The sequence below is a fragment of the Streptomyces sp. NPDC090025 genome (assembly GCF_044748125.1).
In the GTDB taxonomy this organism is placed as follows: domain Bacteria; phylum Actinomycetota; class Actinomycetes; order Streptomycetales; family Streptomycetaceae; genus Streptomyces.
In genome coordinates this window covers 105,606-124,589 of the sequence record NZ_JBIVFL010000001.1, presented here as the reverse complement: position 1 = coordinate 124,589, position 18,984 = coordinate 105,606, and the positions used below count along the sequence as shown (strand labels likewise).

Annotated in this window: 20 protein-coding genes; 12 read left to right on the top strand and 8 right to left on the bottom strand. The window is 72.9% G+C overall.

What is annotated here, in order from left to right; translation table 11 throughout:
• Window positions 1-135 precede the first annotated feature (135 nt).
• The 3 genes from ACIPXM_RS00625 (at window position 136) to ACIPXM_RS00615 (ending at window position 2,548) form a co-directional block, all read left to right on the top strand.
• The gene (locus ACIPXM_RS00625; RefSeq protein ID WP_401650131.1) at window positions 136-1,074 is read left to right on the top strand and encodes a 1-phosphofructokinase family hexose kinase; all 939 of its coding nucleotides are present in this window, start codon (window positions 136-138) and stop codon (window positions 1,072-1,074) included.
• Window positions 1,075-1,175: 101 nt separating this feature from the next.
• Entirely contained in the window at window positions 1,176-2,018 is an 843-nt protein-coding gene (locus ACIPXM_RS00620) for a ketose-bisphosphate aldolase (RefSeq protein WP_401650128.1), read from the top strand.
• A 110-nt stretch (window positions 2,019-2,128) separates the two neighbouring features.
• A complete protein-coding gene (locus ACIPXM_RS00615) occupies window positions 2,129-2,548 on the top strand; it encodes a hypothetical protein (protein ID WP_401650125.1) in 420 nt (139 codons plus the stop codon).
• A gap of 112 nt (window positions 2,549-2,660) precedes the next feature.
• On the opposite strand, the gene ACIPXM_RS00610 is transcribed toward ACIPXM_RS00615, so the two are convergent.
• Together ACIPXM_RS00610 and cdgB are read right to left on the bottom strand one after the other, a co-directional pair.
• Window positions 2,661-3,659 carry a carbohydrate-binding protein gene (locus tag ACIPXM_RS00610; RefSeq protein WP_401650123.1) on the bottom strand — a complete coding sequence of 333 codons (999 nt, stop codon included), beginning with the start codon at window positions 3,657-3,659 and terminating at the stop codon, window positions 2,661-2,663.
• A 143-nt stretch (window positions 3,660-3,802) separates the two neighbouring features.
• Entirely contained in the window at window positions 3,803-5,482 is a 1,680-nt protein-coding gene (gene cdgB / locus ACIPXM_RS00605; RefSeq protein ID WP_401650120.1) for a diguanylate cyclase CdgB, read from the bottom strand.
• Window positions 5,483-5,763: 281 nt separating this feature from the next.
• Between cdgB and ACIPXM_RS00600 the strand changes: the two genes are divergently transcribed.
• Complete coding sequence (locus ACIPXM_RS00600; protein ID WP_401650117.1) at window positions 5,764-6,333, top strand: flavin reductase family protein; 570 nt, start codon at window positions 5,764-5,766, stop codon at window positions 6,331-6,333.
• Window positions 6,334-6,361: 28 nt separating this feature from the next.
• Here ACIPXM_RS00600 and arfB read toward each other — a convergent pair whose 3' ends face one another.
• On the bottom strand, window positions 6,362-6,805 hold the full coding sequence (gene arfB / locus ACIPXM_RS00595) for an alternative ribosome rescue aminoacyl-tRNA hydrolase ArfB (protein WP_401650114.1): 444 nt from the start codon (window positions 6,803-6,805) through the stop codon (window positions 6,362-6,364).
• A 100-nt stretch (window positions 6,806-6,905) separates the two neighbouring features.
• Between arfB and ACIPXM_RS00590 the strand changes: the two genes are divergently transcribed.
• Window positions 6,906-7,481, top strand: coding sequence for a TerD family protein (locus ACIPXM_RS00590; RefSeq protein WP_401650111.1), 576 nt, complete (start codon window positions 6,906-6,908; stop codon window positions 7,479-7,481).
• A 91-nt stretch (window positions 7,482-7,572) separates the two neighbouring features.
• Window positions 7,573-8,145, top strand: a complete 573-nt coding sequence (locus tag ACIPXM_RS00585) for a GNAT family N-acetyltransferase (protein ID WP_401650108.1) — start codon at window positions 7,573-7,575, stop codon at window positions 8,143-8,145.
• Here the strand turns inward: ACIPXM_RS00585 and ACIPXM_RS00580 are convergent.
• Window positions 8,142-9,548 carry a M1 family metallopeptidase gene (locus tag ACIPXM_RS00580; RefSeq protein ID WP_401650105.1) on the bottom strand — a complete coding sequence of 469 codons (1,407 nt, stop codon included), beginning with the start codon at window positions 9,546-9,548 and terminating at the stop codon, window positions 8,142-8,144. The genes ACIPXM_RS00585 and ACIPXM_RS00580 overlap by 4 nt on opposite strands.
• Before the next feature lie 151 nt (window positions 9,549-9,699).
• Window positions 9,700-10,248, bottom strand: a complete 549-nt coding sequence (locus tag ACIPXM_RS00575; protein WP_401650102.1) for a heme-binding protein — start codon at window positions 10,246-10,248, stop codon at window positions 9,700-9,702.
• 282 nt (window positions 10,249-10,530) lie between these two features.
• On the opposite strand from ACIPXM_RS00575, the gene ACIPXM_RS00570 reads away from it, so the two are divergent.
• The 4 genes from ACIPXM_RS00570 (at window position 10,531) to ACIPXM_RS00555 (ending at window position 14,357) form a co-directional block, all read left to right on the top strand.
• Window positions 10,531-11,718, top strand: a complete 1,188-nt coding sequence (locus ACIPXM_RS00570; RefSeq protein ID WP_401650099.1) for a sensor histidine kinase — start codon at window positions 10,531-10,533, stop codon at window positions 11,716-11,718.
• Window positions 11,718-12,377, top strand: coding sequence for a response regulator (locus tag ACIPXM_RS00565; protein WP_401650096.1), 660 nt, complete (start codon window positions 11,718-11,720; stop codon window positions 12,375-12,377). The genes ACIPXM_RS00570 and ACIPXM_RS00565 overlap by 1 nt, the downstream gene beginning before the upstream one ends.
• A gap of 219 nt (window positions 12,378-12,596) precedes the next feature.
• Window positions 12,597-13,844 (top strand): FAD-dependent monooxygenase, encoded by a 1,248-nt coding sequence (locus ACIPXM_RS00560; protein ID WP_401650093.1) that lies wholly within the window; start codon window positions 12,597-12,599, stop codon window positions 13,842-13,844.
• Window positions 13,845-13,856: 12 nt separating this feature from the next.
• A complete protein-coding gene (locus tag ACIPXM_RS00555) occupies window positions 13,857-14,357 on the top strand; it encodes a hypothetical protein (RefSeq protein WP_401650090.1) in 501 nt (166 codons plus the stop codon).
• Between the two features lie 80 nt (window positions 14,358-14,437).
• Here the strand turns inward: ACIPXM_RS00555 and ACIPXM_RS00550 are convergent, their stop codons facing one another.
• Window positions 14,438-15,115, bottom strand: a complete 678-nt coding sequence (locus ACIPXM_RS00550; RefSeq protein ID WP_401650087.1) for a pentapeptide repeat-containing protein — start codon at window positions 15,113-15,115, stop codon at window positions 14,438-14,440.
• Between the two features lie 128 nt (window positions 15,116-15,243).
• Between ACIPXM_RS00550 and ACIPXM_RS00545 the strand changes: the two genes are divergently transcribed.
• Window positions 15,244-16,455, top strand: a complete 1,212-nt coding sequence (locus ACIPXM_RS00545) for an NAD(P)-binding protein (protein ID WP_401650084.1) — start codon at window positions 15,244-15,246, stop codon at window positions 16,453-16,455.
• A 94-nt stretch (window positions 16,456-16,549) separates the two neighbouring features.
• Window positions 16,550-17,557 (top strand): zinc-binding dehydrogenase, encoded by a 1,008-nt coding sequence (locus ACIPXM_RS00540; RefSeq protein WP_401652407.1) that lies wholly within the window; start codon window positions 16,550-16,552, stop codon window positions 17,555-17,557.
• A 78-nt stretch (window positions 17,558-17,635) separates the two neighbouring features.
• Here ACIPXM_RS00540 and ACIPXM_RS00535 read toward each other — a convergent pair whose 3' ends face one another.
• The gene (locus ACIPXM_RS00535; RefSeq protein WP_401650080.1) at window positions 17,636-17,971 is read right to left on the bottom strand and encodes a hypothetical protein; all 336 of its coding nucleotides are present in this window, start codon (window positions 17,969-17,971) and stop codon (window positions 17,636-17,638) included.
• Window positions 17,972-18,469: 498 nt separating this feature from the next.
• Window positions 18,470-18,940: an NUDIX hydrolase gene (locus ACIPXM_RS00530; protein ID WP_401650077.1), complete on the bottom strand. Its 471-nt coding sequence runs from the start codon at window positions 18,938-18,940 to the stop codon at window positions 18,470-18,472.
• Window positions 18,941-18,984 lie beyond the last annotated feature (44 nt).

Genomic DNA, 18,984 nt, shown 5'->3' with positions numbered 1-18,984 from the left:
CCGAATCCGGCGCGAATCCCCGCACGAACGGAAGGCGGTCGGTCCCAGGGTCTGGGCCAACCGCCTTCCGTTTGGCATGATCAGGGCGCCGAACAGGGACACGACGCGAACGGACGGGCAAGGGGGCGGGACCTGATGATCCTCACAGTCACCCTGAACACCGCCCTGGACCTCACCTACCGCGTCCCCGCCCTCCACCCGCACGCCAGTCACCGCGTCACCCAGGTCATCGAACGCCCCGGCGGCAAGGGCCTGAACGTCGCCCGGGTGCTCGGCGCCCTCGGCCACCGGACCGTCGTCACCGGCTTCGCGGGCGGCCCGACCGGCGCCACCGTGCGCGACCTGCTCGCCCGCAGCACCGCCGGCCACCCGGTGTCCGACGCCCTGGTCCCGGTCTCCGGCGCCACCCGCCGCACCGTCGCCGTCGTCGACGCCGCCACCGGCGACACCACCCAGCTCAACGAACCGGGCCCGGTCATCAGCCCCGGCGAATGGGCCGCGTTCACCCGCCGCTTCACCGAACTCCTCGGCGAGGCCCGGGCGGTGGCGCTGTGCGGCAGCCTGCCGCCGGGCATCCACGTCGGCGCGTACGCCGAACTCGTCCGGCTCGCCCGCGCCGCCGCCGTCCCGGTGCTGCTCGACACCAGCGGTGAACCCCTGCGCCGCGGCATCGCCGCCCGCCCCGACCTGATCAAGCCCAACGCCGCCGAACTCGCCCAGCTCACCGGCTCCCGCGAACCGCACGACGCCACCCGCGACGCCCGCCGCCGCGGCGCGCACGCCGTCGTCGCCTCGCTCGGCCGGGACGGCCTGCTCGCCACCACCCCGGACGGCGCCTGGCAGGCCACCCCGCCCGCCCCCGTCCAGGGCAACCCCACCGGCGCGGGCGACTCCGTCGTCGCCGCCCTCCTCGCGGGCCTCGTCGACGGCACCGACTGGCCCACCCGGCTCGCGCACGCCGTCGCCCTCTCGGCCGCGACCGTGCTCTCCCCGGTGGCGGGCGAGTTCGACGCCGCCGCCTACGCGTCGCTGCTGCCCCGGGTCACCGTGCGCGAGCACGCCGCCGCGGCCTAGCCGACGGCCCCCCGGCGCCGCCCCAGACCTGCCGGGCCCCCGGGCCCGGCGCGTACCGCAGTACGAACGGGCCCTTAGGGCCAGGGAATTGGGGAACGCACATGCCACTCGTCCGCACCGGCGACCTCGTCACCGAAGCCCGCGCCCAGGGCACCGGACTCGCCGCCTTCAACGTCATCACCCTCGAACACGCCGAGGCCATCGCGGCGGGCGCCGAACGCGCCGGCCGTCCCGCGGTGCTCCAGATCTCCGAGAACGCGGTGAAGTTCCACGGCGGCCTCACCGCCATCGCCGCCGCCACCGCCGCCGTCGCCCGCGCCTCCCGAGCCCCGCTCGCCCTCCATCTCGACCACGTCGAATCGGCCGAACTGCTGCGCCTGGCGCACACCGAGGGCTTCGGCAGCGTCATGTTCGACGCCAGCAAGCTGGAGTACGGCGAGAACGTGAAGGCCACGGCCGAGGCGGTCCGCTGGGGACGGCAGCGCGGCATCTGGATCGAGGCGGAACTGGGCAAGGTCGGCGGCAAGGACGGCGAACCCCCGCTCGACGCCCACGCGCCGGGCGTCCGCACCGACCCGGCCGAGGCCGCCGCCTACGTCGCCGACACGTCTGTCGACGCCCTCGCGGTCGCCGTCGGCTCCTCGCACGCGATGACCGAACGCACCGCGAGCCTCGACCACACCCTGATCGCCGCCCTCCGCGACGCCGTCCCGGTCCCCCTGGTCCTGCACGGCTCCTCCGGCGTCCCGGACACCGAGATACGCGCGGCCGTCACCGCGGGCATGACCAAGATCAACGTCGGCACGGCCCTGAACACCGCCTTCACCGGCGCCGTCCGCGACTTCCTCACGACCGACCCGCACACGGTCGACCCGCGGAAGTACCTGACGCGGGCGCGCGAGGCGATGACGACCACGGTGACGGAGTTCCTGAACCTGCTGTAGCGGATAAACCTGGGCAGACTATTCGAACAGTAGACCGAAAGTCTACTGGTTCCGGATTCTGGAGAGAGAAACGATCAGCAGGGTCCAGGCAGCCGGCACAAGGAAGCGACATGCGCACAAAACTCACCCTCACGACCGCAGCCGCACTGGGAGCCGTCTCTCTCGCGCTCACCACGGCGACACCCGCCAACGCAGAAACGACCAGCGGCACCGTGGGCTGCAACACGTCGGGGGCGCACGGCGAATACCGGTACTCGAACTACCACGGCCCTGACGCCACGGTCACCATCAACTTCACCCTGACCGACACGGCAGCGGACGGAAACAGCGTGCGCGTCCGCATGATCTCGATGGACACCCACGGAGCGGTCACCTCCTACCCGTGGCGCGTCAACTCCGGCGGTTACCTCTCCACCAGCGAATGGCAGACCACCGCCTCGAACCGGGGAGGTCTCTTCGACATCGGCATCGAAGTGGCCCGCGCCAACAAGGACGGCAGCATTCGGAACTTCTGCACGCGGTGGGTCTGACCGATTCCGGAACCTGCGGACCGCCGCGAGCATCGCGGCGGTCCGCAGGTACGGCCTCTCAACGCGCCGTCGCTCAACGCGCCGTCGCTCAGCACGCTGTCGCTCAGCACGCTCAGCGCGCGTGGCCCGCCTTCAACGACACCTGGTCGAGTATCGCCTCGCACTGATCGCCCTGCTCGCAGGAGATCTTGAGGTCGTTGTCGCCCTTGTTGAGCTGCACATAGGCGTAGGTGTTGGTCCACCCCTTCGCCCAGTCCCCCTCCGCCGCCTTGGCGAAGTTGGACATGTTCAGCGACCGGGCCTTGTCCGAGTTCACCGTCAGGGACGTCTTCGCGTCCTTGCCCGGCACGCTGTACGTGATGTACAGCGTGTACTCGCCGCTCTCGGGGACGTTCACGCTCCAGCTCGCCGAGCCGCCGACCCCGTTGAAGTTCACATAGGCGCCGTCGGCGCCCTTGGCGCCCTTGACGTCGGTGGCGAGCGCCGCCGCCCCGCCCAGCTTCAGCGTCGCCGCGTCCTGCTGCGGCAGCGCCGCCGGCGGCTGCGACGACTGGCTCGGGGCCGTCGACGGCGTCTGCGACACCTCGCCCGCCGGGCCCGACGTGGTCCCGCCGTTCGTGCCCGCCTTGTCCTTCTTGTCACCGCTGTTGCTGATCACCGCGGCCGTGATGCCCGCCACGACCACCACGACGACCGCCACGGCACCGATCAGCAGACCCCGCGTGTTCGGCCCACGGCCACCGCCGCCGCGCGGCGCGGGCTGCGGCGGGCCCGGCCGGTGCTGGGCACCGCCGGGGTAGGTCTCCGGCGCCGCGTACTGCGGGCTCGGCTGCCCGGGCCCCGGGCCGTGCCCGTAACCCTGCTGCTGCCCGTACGGCTGCTGCTGCGGAACCTGCCCGTGGCCGGGTCCCGGACCGCCGTACTGACGCTCACCGACCGTGCGGACCTGGTTGTACGAGGTACGGGGCACGCCCGGCTGGGCCGCCGGACCCGGGTAGCCGTAGCCGCCGCCCTGCGGTGGCTGGGCGCCCGCCGCCTGCCCGTCGGCGTACAGATAGCCGAACGGATCGTCGTCCTCGGGCTTGTTCGTGCCGTCGTTACCGGCAGCCATCCGGGTCACTCCTATCCACTGCGCGCCAGCCGTCGCCGACCGGGCGAGCCTACCTCGAACGGCCCTGCCACCGATCCGGCGCTTCGTGTACGTCCGGTGAACGCGCCCACGATCCCCGCCCCCACCTGCGGTCCTGGCACGGCCTAGCCCGCCCGGCGATGCACCTTCGACCGGGACCGCTTCTCGATGTACATCCGCTGGTCGGCGCTGTTCAGCACCTCTTCCACGGTCATCCCGCACTCGGCCCAGCCGATGCCGAAACTCGCCCCGACCCGGACCGCCCGCCCGTCCACCCGGATGGGCGGGATGATCGCGTTCCGCAGCCGCACCGCGAGGTCGGCGGCGTCGGCCGCGCCCAGGCCGTCGGCGAGGACGACGAACTCGTCACCGCCGAGCCGCGCGACCGTGTCCCCGTCCCGCACGCCCGTCGTCAGCCGCCGGGCCACCTCGATCAGCACCGCGTCACCCGTGTGGTGCCCGAACCGGTCGTTGATCGACTTGAAGCCGTCCAGGTCGCAGAAGAGCACCGCGAGCCCCTTGGCGCCGTCGTCGACGTCGGTGCGCGGCGCGACGGTGTGCACATGGTGGTCGAACGGGCCCGCCGCCCCGGCCGCCGGGGAGAAACCGAAACCGTGCTCGTGCTCGTAGTCGTACTCGTACGGCGGCTCGTAGGTCTCGGCACCGGGCGCCGCCGTCGCGGCGAACGGGCGCTCGCAGAGCCGGGCGGAGAGCCTCGACCGCAGCTCCGCGCTGTTCGGGAGGCCGGTGAGGGCGTCGTGCGAGGCGCGGTGGGCGAGCTGCAGCTCGTGCCGCTTCCGCTCCTCTATGTCCTCGACGTGGGTGAGCAGGAACCGAGGCCCGTCGGCGGTGTCCGCGACGACGGAGTTGCGCAGCGACACCCAGACGTACGTGCCGTCCCGGCGCCCGAGCCGCAGCTCGGCCCGGCCGCCCTCGGCCGAGGTGCGCAACAGGGTGCCTATGTCCTCCGGGTGCACCAGGTCCGCGAAGGAGTAGCGGCGCATCACCGACGCGGGACGGCCGAGCAGCCGGCACAGCGCGTCGTTCGTGCGCAGCAGCCTGCCGTGCTGGTCACCGCCCATCTCGGCGATGGCCATGCCGGACGGCGCGTACTCGAACGCCTGCCGGAACGACTCCTCGCTGGCCCGCAGCGCCTGCTGCTCCCGCTCAAGACGCACCAGGGCGCGCTGCATGTTGGAGCGCAGCCGGGCGTTGCTGATCGCGATCGCGGACTGGGAGGCGTACATCTGGAGCGCCTCGCGGCCCCAGGGCCCGGGGTGGCGGCCGTTGCGCGGCCGGTCGACGGAGATGACCCCGAGCAGCTCACGGCCGGGGTTCGGCGGGGCACCGGGGTGGGCGGCGCGGGCGCTCGGGGAGTACATGGGGGCGTAGAGCCGGTCGTGCGGGTGCCACTCGTCCTCGAAGCGCGGCGCGGGGCCCTCGGTGTGCCACTGCGGGACGTCGTCCTCGATCAGCACCCAGCCCTCGGTGTGCGGGATGAACCGCAGGTCGTCGCCCCAGGTCTGGCCCATGGAGAGGCGCCGGTCCCAGGAGGCGCGGGAGCCGACCCGGCCGGTGATCAGGGCCTCGGCGGCGGGGCTGCCGGCGAAGGCGGCGACGACCAGGTCTCCGTCGGGGCGCACGAGATTGACGCAGGCCAGCTCGTAGTTGAGCCCCGCGACGATGCCGTCGGCGACTGCCTGCAGGGTGTCCGCAAGGCTACGGGCGGTGTTGAGGTCCGCCACGACCGTATGCAGCTGCCGCAGGGTCGCAAGACGGACGTACGGCTCCGACTCGGTCTCCATCGCTCGCTCTCCCCGAGACCTCGACAGCTGACTCCAGGATTCTCATCGGCTTCGTGTTGCACTGTCCCTGCCACTGAATCACAGCGAGCTGTGCACCCGGTACACAGGGTCAACAAATACCGCTCTCTGTGACTCAAGTCACAGACGTTCAGGGCGATTTCGGGTGCGTCGGTATACCAGCCACGGGGTACGGGCCGACCGGGTCCTAGGACCGGCGGGGGAAGGCCGCCTGGTCCCGGGGCCCGATGTGGCGGGGGCCGGGCCCGGACTAGCGTGCGAGGGTGCTGCAGAAGACGCCCGCCACGGGATCCACCACCGTCGACCTGGCCATCCCTCATGCTGAGGGGGTGAGCGACGACGAGTTCAAGGCCGCCATGTCCCGCCTGGCGGCGGGTGTGGTGCTGGTGACGGCCCACGACCCGGACGACGGCCCGCACGGCGAGGACGTCGGCATGACCGCCACGGCCTTCCTGTCGGTCTCGCTCGACCCGCCCCTGGTGATGGTCAGCCTGCGCAACGGCTCCCGGATGGACGACCTCCTGGACGAGGTCCCGGTCTGGGCGGTCTCGCTGCTCGCGGAGAACCAGCGGCACATCGCGGGCCGCTTCGCGATGAAGGGCCGGGTGAGCGACCGTCTGCTGTTCGCGGACCTGCCGTACACACGGGGCGAGCACAGCGACGCCCCGCTGATCGGCGGCGCGCTCGCGACCCTCGAATGCCGTACGGAGAGCCGTGTCGTCGCGGGCGACCACACCCTGGTCATCGCCCGGGTCCTGGCCACCACCCTGCCCCCGACGACGGACCCGGGCCCCCTGACCTACTTCCGCGGCAAATACCGCGCCCTGTCCTGACCCGCACCGCCCGCGCAGCGCCCCGCGCCTACCCCCAGTCGCGCCCCTGCCGCCCCTTCTTCGTCTCCGACCGCTGCTTCTTCACCCGCAGCCGCCTCTCATTGATCCCGCGCGGAATCCTCGTCGCCCGCCGCGGCTTCGGCGGCGGCGCCGTCGCCTCCGCGAGCAGCGCCGCCAGCCGCACCGCCGCCGTCTCCCGGTTGCGCCACTGCGAGCGGTGCTCGGAGGCGCGTACGGACACGACGCCGCCGACGAGCCGGCCGCGCTCCGCGAGCCGTTCGAGGGCGCGGGTCTTCCAGACCTCGGGCAGGGCCTCGGTCGCGGCGAGGTCGAAGCGCAGTTCGACCTGGGAGTCGCTGGTGTTGACGTGCTGGCCGCCCGGTCCCGAGGACCGGGAGAAACGCCAGACGAGCTCGGCCTCGGGCAGGGAGACGGAGCCGCGGATGACATAGGGACCGGACATGTCTCCCATGGTCCCCGCACGGCCACCCACTCGTCATCCGCTTTTGGAACCAGCACGGTTCGCTACGCGTTACAGGAAGCGACTACATCCGTGCAGAAAGGGACTTCCCATGGCTGTAAGCCTCTCCAAGGGCGGCAACGTCTCCCTGACCAAGGAGGCCCCCGGCCTCACCGCCGTCACCGTGGGCCTCGGCTGGGACGTCCGTACGACGACGGGCACCGACTTCGACCTCGACGCGTCGGCGATCGGCGTGGACGTGAGCGGCCGGGTCGTCGGCGACACGTACTTCGTGTTCTTCAACAACAAGGCGACGCCGGACCAGACCATCGTCCACACGGGTGACAACCGCACCGGTGAGGGCGGCGGCGACGACGAGCAGATCAACGTCAACCTGGCGGGCCTCGCCCCGACGGTCGACAAGATCGTCTTCCCGGTCTCCATCTACGACGCGGTGAACCGCTCGCAGAACTTCGGCCAGGTCCGCAACGCGTACATCCGGATCGTGAACCAGGCGGGCGGCGCCGAGATCGCGCGTTACGACCTGTCGGAGGACGCGGCCGTGGAGACGGCGATGGTCTTCGGCGAGCTGTACCGCAACGGCGCGGAGTGGAAGTTCCGCGCGGTGGGCCAGGGTTACGCGTCGGGCCTTGAGGGCATCGCCCGCGACTTCGGCGTCAACCTCTAGGTCCGACAAGGCCCGCAAGGCCCGACAAGGTCCGGACAGGCACCGGAGCGGTGGGTGCGGCACCACGCCCCCACCGCTCTACCCTGGCCGGGTGATCGTCGAATCCCTGCCCGCGCGGGACCCGGCGGGCCCGCGGGACCTGCCCGGCCCGCTGCTCACCGAACTCACCGAGCTGTACGCGTCGAACCGCGCGTTCCATCAGCTCAGCGGTGACTTCCCGGACCCGGACCGGGTCCTGCCCGAGCAGGTGGCGGCGGCGCTGGCCGACGATCTGGCGGAGCCGTCGGCGGAGGTGCTGCTCGCCCGTTCGGAGGGCCGTCTGGTGGCGGTGGCGGTCACGCTCGGACAGCACCCGGACCCGGCGGACCCGGATCCGTGGCTGGGCCTGCTGATGGTGCACGCCGACGCGCACCGCGCGGGCCACGGCCGCCGTCTCGCCGAGTACGTGGCGGAGGGCTTCCGCGCCCGGGGCCGTACCGGACTGCGACTGGCGGTCCTGGAGAACAACCCGAGGGCGCTGGCCTTCTGGACGTCCCTCGGCTACGAGGAGCTGGACCGCCGCCCGGACCTGGCGCGGGGCCGCCCGTGCGTGGTCCTCCGCAAGGCCCTCGGGGCCCCCGGGGCCACGCCCCACCCACCGGCGCCCACCACCGACCCGTACTAGTCGGTGATCTTCTCCGGCTTCCCGTCCCCGTACAGCCACACGTCCCACAACCCGCTCAGATCCCGCCCGGCGACGGATTCCACGTACCGGGTGAAGTCCTCGGTGTCGGCGGTGGAGTGACGGTACTTCTCCGGCCAGCCGGCCAGGATCTCGAAGAACTTTTCGTCGCCGACGGTCTGCCGGATCCGGTGCAGGACCATCGCGCCGCGCTGGTAGACGGGCGTGCCGAAGAGGTCCTGCGGGGTGGGCGGTTCGGCGGGCGGGAAGGCCCAGGCGCCCTGGTTGGCGAACGCCTTCTCGAAGCTGCGCTGCGCGGGGGTGTGCTCGAAGTCCTCTTCGTACAGCCATTCCGCGTACGTCGCGAAGCTCTCGTTGAGCCACATGTCCTTCCAGGACGCGGGCGAGACGGAGTCGCCGTACCACTGGTGGGCGAGTTCGTGGACGACGGTGCCGGTGTCGAACGAGCCGAGCGGGAAGACCGGCCGGGTCTGGGTCTCCAGGGCGTAGCCGACGTCGTCGTCGGGTTCGACGATCGCGCCCGCGGCGGAGAACGGGTAGGGCCCGAAGTTCTCCTTCTCCCAGTCGAGGATCTCCGGGATCCTGGCGCGCAGCGCGGCGGTCTCGGTGGCGATCCTCGGGTCGGCGGCGGTGAGCACGGGCACCTTGCCGAAGACGGTGGCGGTGCTGGTGTCGTACTTCCCGATGGCGAGCATGGCGAGGTAGCTGGCCATGGGTTCGGGGGTGTGCCAGGTGGCGGTGACCCGGCCGTCCTTCTCCTTCTTCTCGGCGGTGAGCACGCCGTTGGAGAGCGCCTTGAGTCCGGCGGGGACGGTGACGGTGATGTCGTAGGAGGCTTTGTCGGAGGGGTGGTGGTTGCCGGGGAACCAGGCCATGGAGCCGGTGGGCTCGCCGAGCGCGAGCGCGCCGTCGGCGGTCTTGAGCCAGCCCTCCTCGGAGCCGTCGGCGTCGGTGATGGTCTGCGGTTCGCCGTCGTACGTGATGACGGCACGGAACTCGTGGCCGTCGGCGATCTCCGCGCGCGGGCGCAGGGTCAGCTCGTTCCCGGCCCGGTTGACGGCGGCGGTGTCGCCGTCGACGGTGGCGCGGCGCACGGTGAGCCCGGCGAGGTCGAGGTTGAAGGCGCTGAGGTCCTGGGTGGCCTTGGCGGTGATCTCGGCACGGCCGTCGAGACGGCCGTCGGCGGGGTCGTACGACAGGGTGAGCGCGTAGTGGGTGACGTCGTAGCCGCCGTTGCCGAGCTTGGGGAAGTACGGGTCGCGCAGCCCGGCCGCGCCGGGCTTGCCCCGTACGCCACCGGCGACGCCGCCGCTGGTGCAGGCGGCGGCGAGCAGGGCGAGGGCGACGGCCAGGGCACCGGTCCTGACCCGGCTGCGAGTGTTCACGAACCGATCCTAAACAGACGTTCGGTACGCGGGTTCCGTACGCGGGTTCGGTACGCGGGTTCGGTACCCGTGGTCGTACGGGTACGCCGATGGCGCCCGGCGGGGGTCCGGGCGCCATCGGCGTCGCGCAGGCGGTGTCGGCCGCGGAGCGTCAGTTGTTGAGGGCGGCGACGCCCGCCTGGGCGAACTTCTCGTCGAGGTCGCCGGACGGCGCACCGGCGACACCGATGCCCGCGATGGGGGCGCCCTTGGCGGTGACGGGGGCGCCACCGGCGAGGAAGAGGGTGCCGGGGATGTCCTTCAGGTTCGGGGCGGTGGCGAGGCGCTTGGCGAGCTCCGAGGTCGGGGCGTTCCAGGAGACGGAGGTGAACGCCTTCTTCACGGCGGACTCGTAGGACTGCGGGCCGGCGCCGTCGCCGCGCAGGGTCACGATGGTGTTGCCGTTGCGGTCGACGACCGCGACGGAGACCCGCTGGTTCTCCTGCTCGGCGGCCTTCAGGGTCGCCTCGGCGGCCTTGGTCGCGGCGGCGATCGTGAGGTGGGTGGAGGTCATGGTGTTCTTGTTCTTCGCGTCGGCCTTGGCGACGGCGGCGGCCGGGGCGGCCTGCGGGGCGGTGTCGGCGTTGGCGGAGACGGCGCCGAAGGTACCGGCGGCGAGGACGACGGCGGCGGTGGTGCCGAGGAGGAACTTCTTCTTCATGACGGGCTCCAAAGGATCGAGAAGGGAATGCCGAGGGCTTACCGAGGAGGAAGGAGGGAGGAGGTCTCGTTCGCTCTCTTGCTCTGGTATCGATCCTCCGCCGGGAATCGGGGTCTTTCGGTCCGCGTTCCGGCTGTCCTCGGCGCGCATGATGGGTGACGGAGGGGTCAGCCGATCGGTTGACGCCGGCCTGGTCCCCTCGGGTCAGGATGGATACGTATCCCCAGGTCAGAAGCGGACCGTGGGGGCAGGGCGAGTACGACGAAGAGGTGGACACGGACGATGGACCGGCCCAGGCCCAGGCCCACGGACCGCGACCGCGATCCCGACACCCGCTGGCTCGCCCCCGTCATGCACGTCGCCTTCTTCCTCCTCCTCGGCGCGTCCCTCGCCCGTTTCCTGCTGCGCCACCCCTGGGAGGCCCGCAGCCCCTGGATCGTGGCCCTGTCCGGCGCCCTCGCCGCGCTCTACCTCCTCGGCCCGGTGCTCGGCACCCGCGCCACGCCCCGCCGGATCGCCTGGCTCGGCACGGTGGTGGCGGTCTGGATGGTCCTGGTGGTGCTGGCGCCGAGCTTCGCGTGGTGCGCGGTGCCGCTCTTCTACACCGGGCTGCGCACCCTGCCGCCGCGGGCGGCGATCGGCCTGGTGGGGCTGCTCACGGTGTTCGTGGTGACGGCGCAGGTGCAGCTGTCGCACGGCGGCTTCGACCCGAATCTGGTGATCGCGCCGCCCGCCGTCGCGGCGATCGCGACCGCCGTGTTCGTGCACTCCGAGCGGCAGGCGGAGCGGCAGCGGGCGCTCATCGAGGACCTGATCAGGACCCGCAGGGAGCTGGCCGCGACCGAGCGCCGCGAGGGCACGCTCGCCGAGCGGCAGCGGCTCTCGATGGAGATCCACGACACCCTGGCGCAGGGCCTGTCGAGCCAGCAGATGCTGCTCCAGGCCGCCGACCGCACCTGGGACGGCGACCCGGAGACCGCCCGCAGGCACGTCCGTACGGCCGAGTCGATCGCCGAACGCAACCTGGCGGAGGCCCGCCGCTTCGTGCACGACCTGGCACCCGCCGACCTCGCCGAGGGCGGCGGCCTGGAACAGGCGCTGCGCGGGCTCGCGGCCCGCGAGTCGGCGGCGTTCCTGGTCGACGGCGCGCCGGTGCCGCTGCCGGACCGGGTGCAGTCGGCGCTGCTGCGGATCGCGCAGGGCGCCCTCGCGAACATCCGGGAGCACGCGGGCGCCACCTCGGCCGCCCTCACCCTGACCTATCTGGACGACCAGGTGGTCCTGGACGTCGCCGACGACGGCAGCGGCTTCGACCCGGCGGCGGGCCGGGGCGACACGGGCGTGCGGGGCCACGGGCTGCCCGCGATGCGGGTGCGCGCCGAGCAGCTGGGCGGCACGCTGACGATCGAGTCCGTTCCGGGCGAGGGCACGGTGCTCTCGGCCGCGATCCCCTTGGAGGTACAGCCGTGATGTCGGCCGAGATGCCGTCGACGCCGGGCGGCCGGCGGCCGCCGGTGCGCATCCTGCTCTGCGACGACCACGCCGTGGTCCGGGCCGGGCTGCTCGCGCTGCTCGGCAGCACCCCGGACATCGAGGTGGTCGGGGAGGCGGGCAGCGGCGAGGAGGCCGTGGCGATGGCCGCGCATCTGCGGCCCGACGTGGTCCTGATGGACCTCCAGCTCGGCGCGGGCATCGACGGCGTGGAGGCGACCCGCCGGATCGCGCCGACCGGGGTGCACGTCCTGGTGCTCACCACGTACGACACGGACGCGGACATCACGCGGGCGATCGAGGCGGGTGCGACGGGCTATCTGCTGAAGGCGGAGCGCCCGGAGGAGCTGTTCGCGGCGATCCACTCGGCGGCGCAGGGCCGTACGACGCTGTCGCCGCCGGTCGCCAGCCGGGTGATGGACCGGATGCGGGGCGCGGCGGGCCCGTCCCTGACGGACCGGGAGCGGGACATCCTGGGGCAGCTGGCGCACGGCCTGGGCAACCGGGAGATCGCCAGGGCGCTGTTCATCAGCGAGGCGACGGTGAAGACGCATCTGGGCCGGATCTACGCGAAGCTCGGCGTGGACACGCGCGCGGGCGCGGTGGCGGTGGCAAAGGAGCAGCGCCTGCTGCCGTAGCGGCGAGGGGGCCGGTGCGCGGCCCGCACCGGCCCGAACCGGCCCGCGCCGCGCACCGGCCCCCTGCCCCTCCCCCCTCCACCCCCGAGCGGCCGTCACCCGCCCGGGCGGACCCTCCTCGCGTTCCCGCCCCCACCACCCTCCCCACTGCTACCGTGCGTTGCCGTCCGGGCGCTCAGCGTCATGGGACTCCGGCTTCGTGTCCTCCTGGGAGCGCGTGTGAAGATCACCATCGTCGGCGGCGGGCCCGGCGGCCTCTACTTCTCGATCCTGATGAAGCGCCAGGACCCCGCCCACGAGATCACCGTGTACGAGCGGAACCAGGCGGGTTCGACGTACGGCTGGGGCGTCACCTACTGGGCCGGGCTGCTCGACAAGCTGCGGGCGGGCGACCCGGAGTCGGCGGACGCGATCGCGGCGGCGTCGGTGACGTGGACCGACGGGGTGGCGATCGTGCGGGACCAGCGGACCGTGCACCGGGGCGACGCGGGCTTCGGCATCGGCCGCCGCCGGATGCTGAACCTGCTCGCCGACCGGGCCCGTGAGCTGGGCGTACGGGTCGAGCACGAGCATCCGGTCGACGGCCCGGACGCCGCCGAGCTGGCCGACGCGGATCTGGTGGTGGCCGCGGACGGGGTGCACAGCCAGCTGCGCGAGGCGACGCCGGAGCACTTCGGCGCTGAGTTCACCAGCGGCCGCAACCACTATGTGTGGCTGGGCACGACGAAGGTCTTCGACTCCTTCAGCTTCGCGTTCAAGGAGACCGAGCACGGCTGGATCTGGTGTTACGCGTACGGGTTCAGCGGCGAGCGGTCGACGTGCGTGGTGGAGTGCGGCCCGGAGACGTGGACGGGCCTCGGGCTCGACCGGAGCAGCGAGGCGGACAGCCTGCGGCTCCTGGAGAAGCTGTTCGCGGACCTCCTCGACGGCGAGCCGCTGATCGGCCGCGCGCACGCCGACACCACGTCCCCGGCGCAGTGGCTCACCTTCCGCACCCTGAGCTGCCGGAACTGGCACCACGGCAAGGTGGCGCTGCTCGGCGACGCGGCGCACACCACGCACTACTCGATCGGCGCGGGCACGACCCTCGCCCTGGAGGACGCACTCGCCCTGGCGGCGGCCCTCCGGGCGCCCGCCGCTCCGGCCCCTGCCTCAGCCCCTGCCTCGGCCGCCGTGGACCTGGACGCGGCGCTCACCGCGTACGGCCGGCGCCGCCGCGCCGAACTGGTCTCGGCGCAGAGCGCGGCCCGCTACAGCGCCCAGTGGTACGAGAACCTGCCCCGCTACATGCGGCTCGCCCCGGCCCAGATGTTCGCGCTGCTCGGCCAGCGCCACTCGCCGCTCCTGCCGCACATCCCGCCGCAGTTGTACTACCGCCTGGACCGGGCCGCCGAGGGCCTGGAACCGCTGCGCCGCCTCAAGCGCTGGCTGGGGCCCCGGGTGGCGCGGGCCGTCCACAAGGCGTGACACCATCGGGGCGTGCTCGACATCGGCTACTCCCTCTCCCGCCGTTTCCCCGACCCGCCGCAGACCGACTACCGGCGGGCGGAGACGCACGCCCTGCGGCACGACCTGTTCTGCGGTGACGTGTACCTCGCGGACACGGTCAAGGACCAGGAAGTGTCCACAGCCTGGGGATGGGTGCCGGTGCTCGACTTCGCGTGGGCGCTGTGCGACATCGTCGAGCAGCTCGACCGCGACCCGCGCGGCAGCCGCGCCGCCCAGCCGCAGTACGCGGAGCTGGACTTCACCGAGTCCTCGGACCGGATGCTGTTCGAGCGCCGCTTCGGCTGGGTGGACGTCGAGGCCGACTGGATGCCGGGCGAGGAGCCACCGCTCACCTTCAGCCACCGCTCGCTGCGCCGCGAGGCCCGCGACTTCCTGCACGACCTGGTCGCCGACCTCACCGACATGCACGAGGGCCTGGCCGACAACCCGGTGATCTGGGACCTCCAGGCCCGCTTCCCGCGCCTGCCCTGAGCCCGTATTCCCTGAGCCCGCGCCTTCCCTGCGCCCGGGCGGGCCCGTACGAGGGGCCCTCAGGTCCGTACCGCCGGGGCTCAGTCCTCCACCCGCACCCCCAACTGCGCCGCGAACACCGGCGCCAGGTCGAGCAGCTGCCCGGTGGAGATGACCGCCCCGGCCATCGCGTCGACCCCGCGCGCGATCTCCAGGCGCTGCGCCCCGCGCAGGTCCACGTCCTTCAGCCTCGCCCCGCTGAAGTCGGCGCCGACCAGCACACAGTCGACGAACTCGACCCGCTCCAGGGCCGCGCCCGCGAAGTCCGGCTCCTTCAGCACGCACCCCTCGAAGACGACGTCCTTCAACTTGGCCGCCCGCAGGTTCAGATAGTCGGCCTTGCCGCCGCGCATCCACACCCGCTCGAACACCGCCCCGTGCAACTGGGTGCCGCCGAGCCGGGCGTCCACCAGCTCCACGTCCCGCAGCGTCGCCCCGCCGAGGTCGGTGCCCACACCCCGTATCCCTTCGAGGACCGAATCCAGGAACCGCGCCGAGGTCAGCCGCGCCTCGTCAAGCCCGCAGTCGCGCAGCGCGCAGTCCAGGAACCGCGCGCCGCCGCCGTCCTGCCCGGTCAGGTCGAGCCCGGCGAACCGCAGCCCGTCGTAGTCCCCGTCCGGGTCGAGCCCGCCCTCGTACACCGTCAGCTCGGGCAGCCGCACCTCGGGCCTGCGCGCCTTCGCCACCTGCTTCGTCCTCTTCGTACTCACACCGCCCATCGTGACGCACGCCACTGACAGTCGCCCCGCCGCGATGTCACGGACGCGGCCCCCCGATCCGTCGCAGGGGTGTCGCCCGGGCGCCGACCACTCGGGCAAGCAGCGGAGCGAGCAGAGGGATACGGAAGATGACACGGAACATCACGATCGTCGGCGGCGGTTTCGCGGGTCTCACGGCGGCCCTCACCGCCGCCGAGGCGGGCGCGCGGGTCACCCTGTACGAGGCGCACGGCACCCTCGGCGGCCGGGCCCGTACGGCCGACGGCCCGTACCGCGTGAACGAGGGCCCGCACGCCCTCTACAACGGCGGCCCGCACTGGACCTGGCTGCGGCAGCGCGGGCTGCTCGGCGAGCTCGCGCCGCTGCCCGCCCTCGCGCCGACCAGGATCCGCTTCCACCACAAGGGCGCGCTGCGCCGCGTACCGCCGCTCGCGATGGTGCGGCAGACCCTGCGCGACGGGCGGCAGGCGCCGGTCGACGTCGACTTCCGGACGTGGGCGACGGAGCTCGCGGGCCGGGAGACGGCGGAGGCGGCGGCCGCGTACAGCGGGGTGGCGCTGTACCACCACGACCCGGGCGCGCTGTCGGCCCGCTTCGTGCAGGAGCGGCTGCGCCGGGCCGCGTCGGTCCCGCCGGAGGCACGTTTCATCAAGGGCGGCTGGGGGCGGCTGATCGAGCGGATGGCGGCCCGGGCGTGGGAGCTCGGCGTCCGGTTGGAGACCTCGGCGCGCGTCGAGACGCTGCCGGTCGCGGACGGCCCGGTGATCGTGGCGACGGCGCTGCCCTCGGCGGCGCGGCTGCTCGGCGACCCGGGTCTGACCTGGGAGTCGGGCCGCACGGTCCTGGTCGATCTGGCGCTGCGGTCGCGCCGGGGGGACCCGTTCGCGATCTCGGACCTGGACGCGCCGGGCTGGGTGGAGCGCTTCACCACGCAGGACCCGGGGCTCGCCCCGGCCGGTGAGGAACTGCTGCAGGCCCAGTTGCCGATCGGTCCCGGCGAGTCGAAGGCGGACGGGGTGGCGCACGCGGAGCGGCTGCTCGACCTGGGGTTCGCGGGCTGGCGCGAGCGGACGGTGTGGCGGCGCGAGTCGGTCTCCCAGGGCCGTACGGGTGCGGTGGACCGTCCCGGCACGACCTGGCGCGACCGGCCCGCGATCGACCGGGGCGACGGGGTGTATCTGGTGGGCGACCAGGTGGCGGCGCCGGGGATGCTGGCGGAGGTGTCGTTCACGAGCGCGGTGGAGGCGGTGTCGCTGGCGCTGCGGACGCGAACGGGCCGGGCGGGAACGGGCCGGACGCGAACGGGTCGGGCGGAATCCCTTGACCTCAACCGAGCTTGAGGTCACACCCTGGTCGTTGTCCGCACGCCCACCCAGCCGACCGGGGGACCCCACCATGAACACCGCGACGACCACGCCGACGACCACTCCGACCATGCACGCCGTCCGCCTGCACGCCTTCGGCCCGGCCGAGAACCTCACGTACGAGAAGGTCGAGGCCCCGGTCCCGGCCCCCGGCCAGGTCCGGGTGAAGGTCGCGGCGGCCGGGGTGCACGTCCTCGACACGACGCTGCGGGAGGGGGCGTCGGGGCCGTTCCCGGCACCGGCCGTGCTGCCGACCGTGCCGGGCCGCGAGGTCGCGGGCACGGTGGACGCGCTCGGCGCGGGCACCGACCCGTCGTGGCTGGGCAAGCGGGTGGTGGCGCACCTGGGAATGGTGCCGGGCGGGTACGCCGAGCTGGCCGTCACGGACGCGGCCCGGCTGCACGAACTCCCGGACCACCTGGGCGAACCGGAGGCGGTCGCGATGATCGGCACCGGCCGTACGACGCTCGGCATCCTGCAGTTCGCGGAGCTCGGGCCGGGGTCGGTGGCGATCGTCCCGGCGGCGGCGGGCGGGATCGGCACGCTGCTGGTGCAGTACGCGAAGAACGCGGGCGCGGTGGTGATCGGCCTGGCGGGCGGCCCGGAGAAGGTGGAACGGGTCCGCGGGGAGGGCGCGGACCTGGCGGTCGACTACACCCGCGAGGGCTGGCCCGCGGAGGTCCGCGCGTTCCTCGACGAGGCGCTGGACGGGCGGGCGGCGACGGTGGTGTTCGACTCGGTCGGCGGCCCGACCGGCCGGGCGGCGGTGGACCTGCTCGGCCCGGGCGGCACGCACCTGGTGTTCGGCTGGCGGGGCGAAGGCCCGGACGAGGGACCGCTCACCTTCACCGAGGAGGAGCTGACGGCCCGGGGCATCACGTCCCGGTCCGTCCTGGGCCCGGCGATGATCCAGCGGGCGGGCGGCGACATCCGGAACCTCGAACTCGCCGCCCTGTCGGCCGCCGCGACCGGCACCCTGCGCCCGGCGGTCCAGTCCTACCCCCTCAGCGAGGCGGCGGCGGCCCACCACGCCCTGGAGACCCGGGGCACGGTGGGCAAGGTCGTCCTGATCCCCTAGGCCGTGTCCGGTGGATCATGGCCGGGGCCGGACCCTGATCCACCGGACACCCCCTAGACGCCCGGGGAGGGCGCTGCCTCACACTCCGACGACGTCCCAGGAGTGTCCCTTGAACTCCTTCAGGAACTCGGGGTGGTCCTCCCACATCCGGGCGATGGACCGCAGCACGTCCCAGTTCTGCTCCAGCGCCTGATCCACCACCTGCCGCAGTTCCGGCGCCGACTCCCGCTTCTCCACAAGCCCGTTGACGGCGGAGGCGGCCTGCACGCTGTAGCGGAGCGCGCGCAGCGCCCGCGAGGTGTCGTCCATGCCGAACCCGTGGTCCTTGCCGTTCGCGGGGTCGAACAGCGGGGTGAGCCGCGCCTCGATGAAGCCGGTGATGCGCGCGAACCGCTGCTGAATGTCGTTGTCCATGCCCTCTTCCTACAGGAAGCCGGGGACGGGGCACGAGGACGACCCCCGCGAAAGGGGGCGCGGGGGTCGTCGGCCTCGATGGCGGTACGGGCGGGGGGGGGGGGGGGGGCGGGGGGGGGGGGGGCGGGGGCCCGCGGGGGGGGGGGGCGCCCGCGCCGCCCGACCGGATGTGCTACTCAGGCGTCATCGCGCAGGGTGATCCTCAGGATCGCGGCCCACACGGCCTTGGCGGCCAGTGCGACGGCGAATCGGGAGGCCAGCTCCTTGATCCACGACTCCTTTTCCTTTGTAGCCATCTCGCACCCTCCTACTCCAGGACTGCGGCTGACCACATGGCCTGCCGCCAGGGCGGACAAAGGGGTGGTCCGCCCCGTCTGGTGAGGGCTCGGCCCCGCCGATTCCCCTTTAACCGGCGGGGCCGGCTCCCTTTATGCGCCTGGAGTACCAGGGTGCATGCCGCCAGGCTAGCCCTCCAACTCCCCGGAGAAAAGCCTCAGTTCAGCCGAGATACGGCTCGGCCCGATGCTCCAGGAAATGCGCGATGCGCAAGCGCTGCGTGTGATGCATGGGCAACCCGGACAGCTCGTCGACCGCGACGAACCGCACCTCGGTCGACTCCTCCGACCCCCCGAGCACCCCGCCCACCACGCGCGCGGTGAAGCACACGTTGAACTGCCGCCGCACCTCGCCGTCGCTGTACGCGATCACATGCCGCGGATCGGTGTACGTGCCGACCAGCCCCGTGATCTCCACCTGAAGCCCGGTCTCCTCCGCCACCTCCCGAACGGCCGCCCCCGGCAACGAATCCCCCCTCTCCATCCCGCCCCCGGGCAGCGCCCACAACCCGCTGTCGGCCCGCCGCTGCAACAGGATCCGCCCCTCCCCGTCGACGACGACGGCCGAAGCCGCCACCACCAGACTGTTCGGCTCGGGAGCCCCCGGATCGTCGTAGTACTCGGTCCGCGCCACGGCGCCGCCCCTCGTCCGTCGTTCGATCGGGCCGGGCAGCCCGG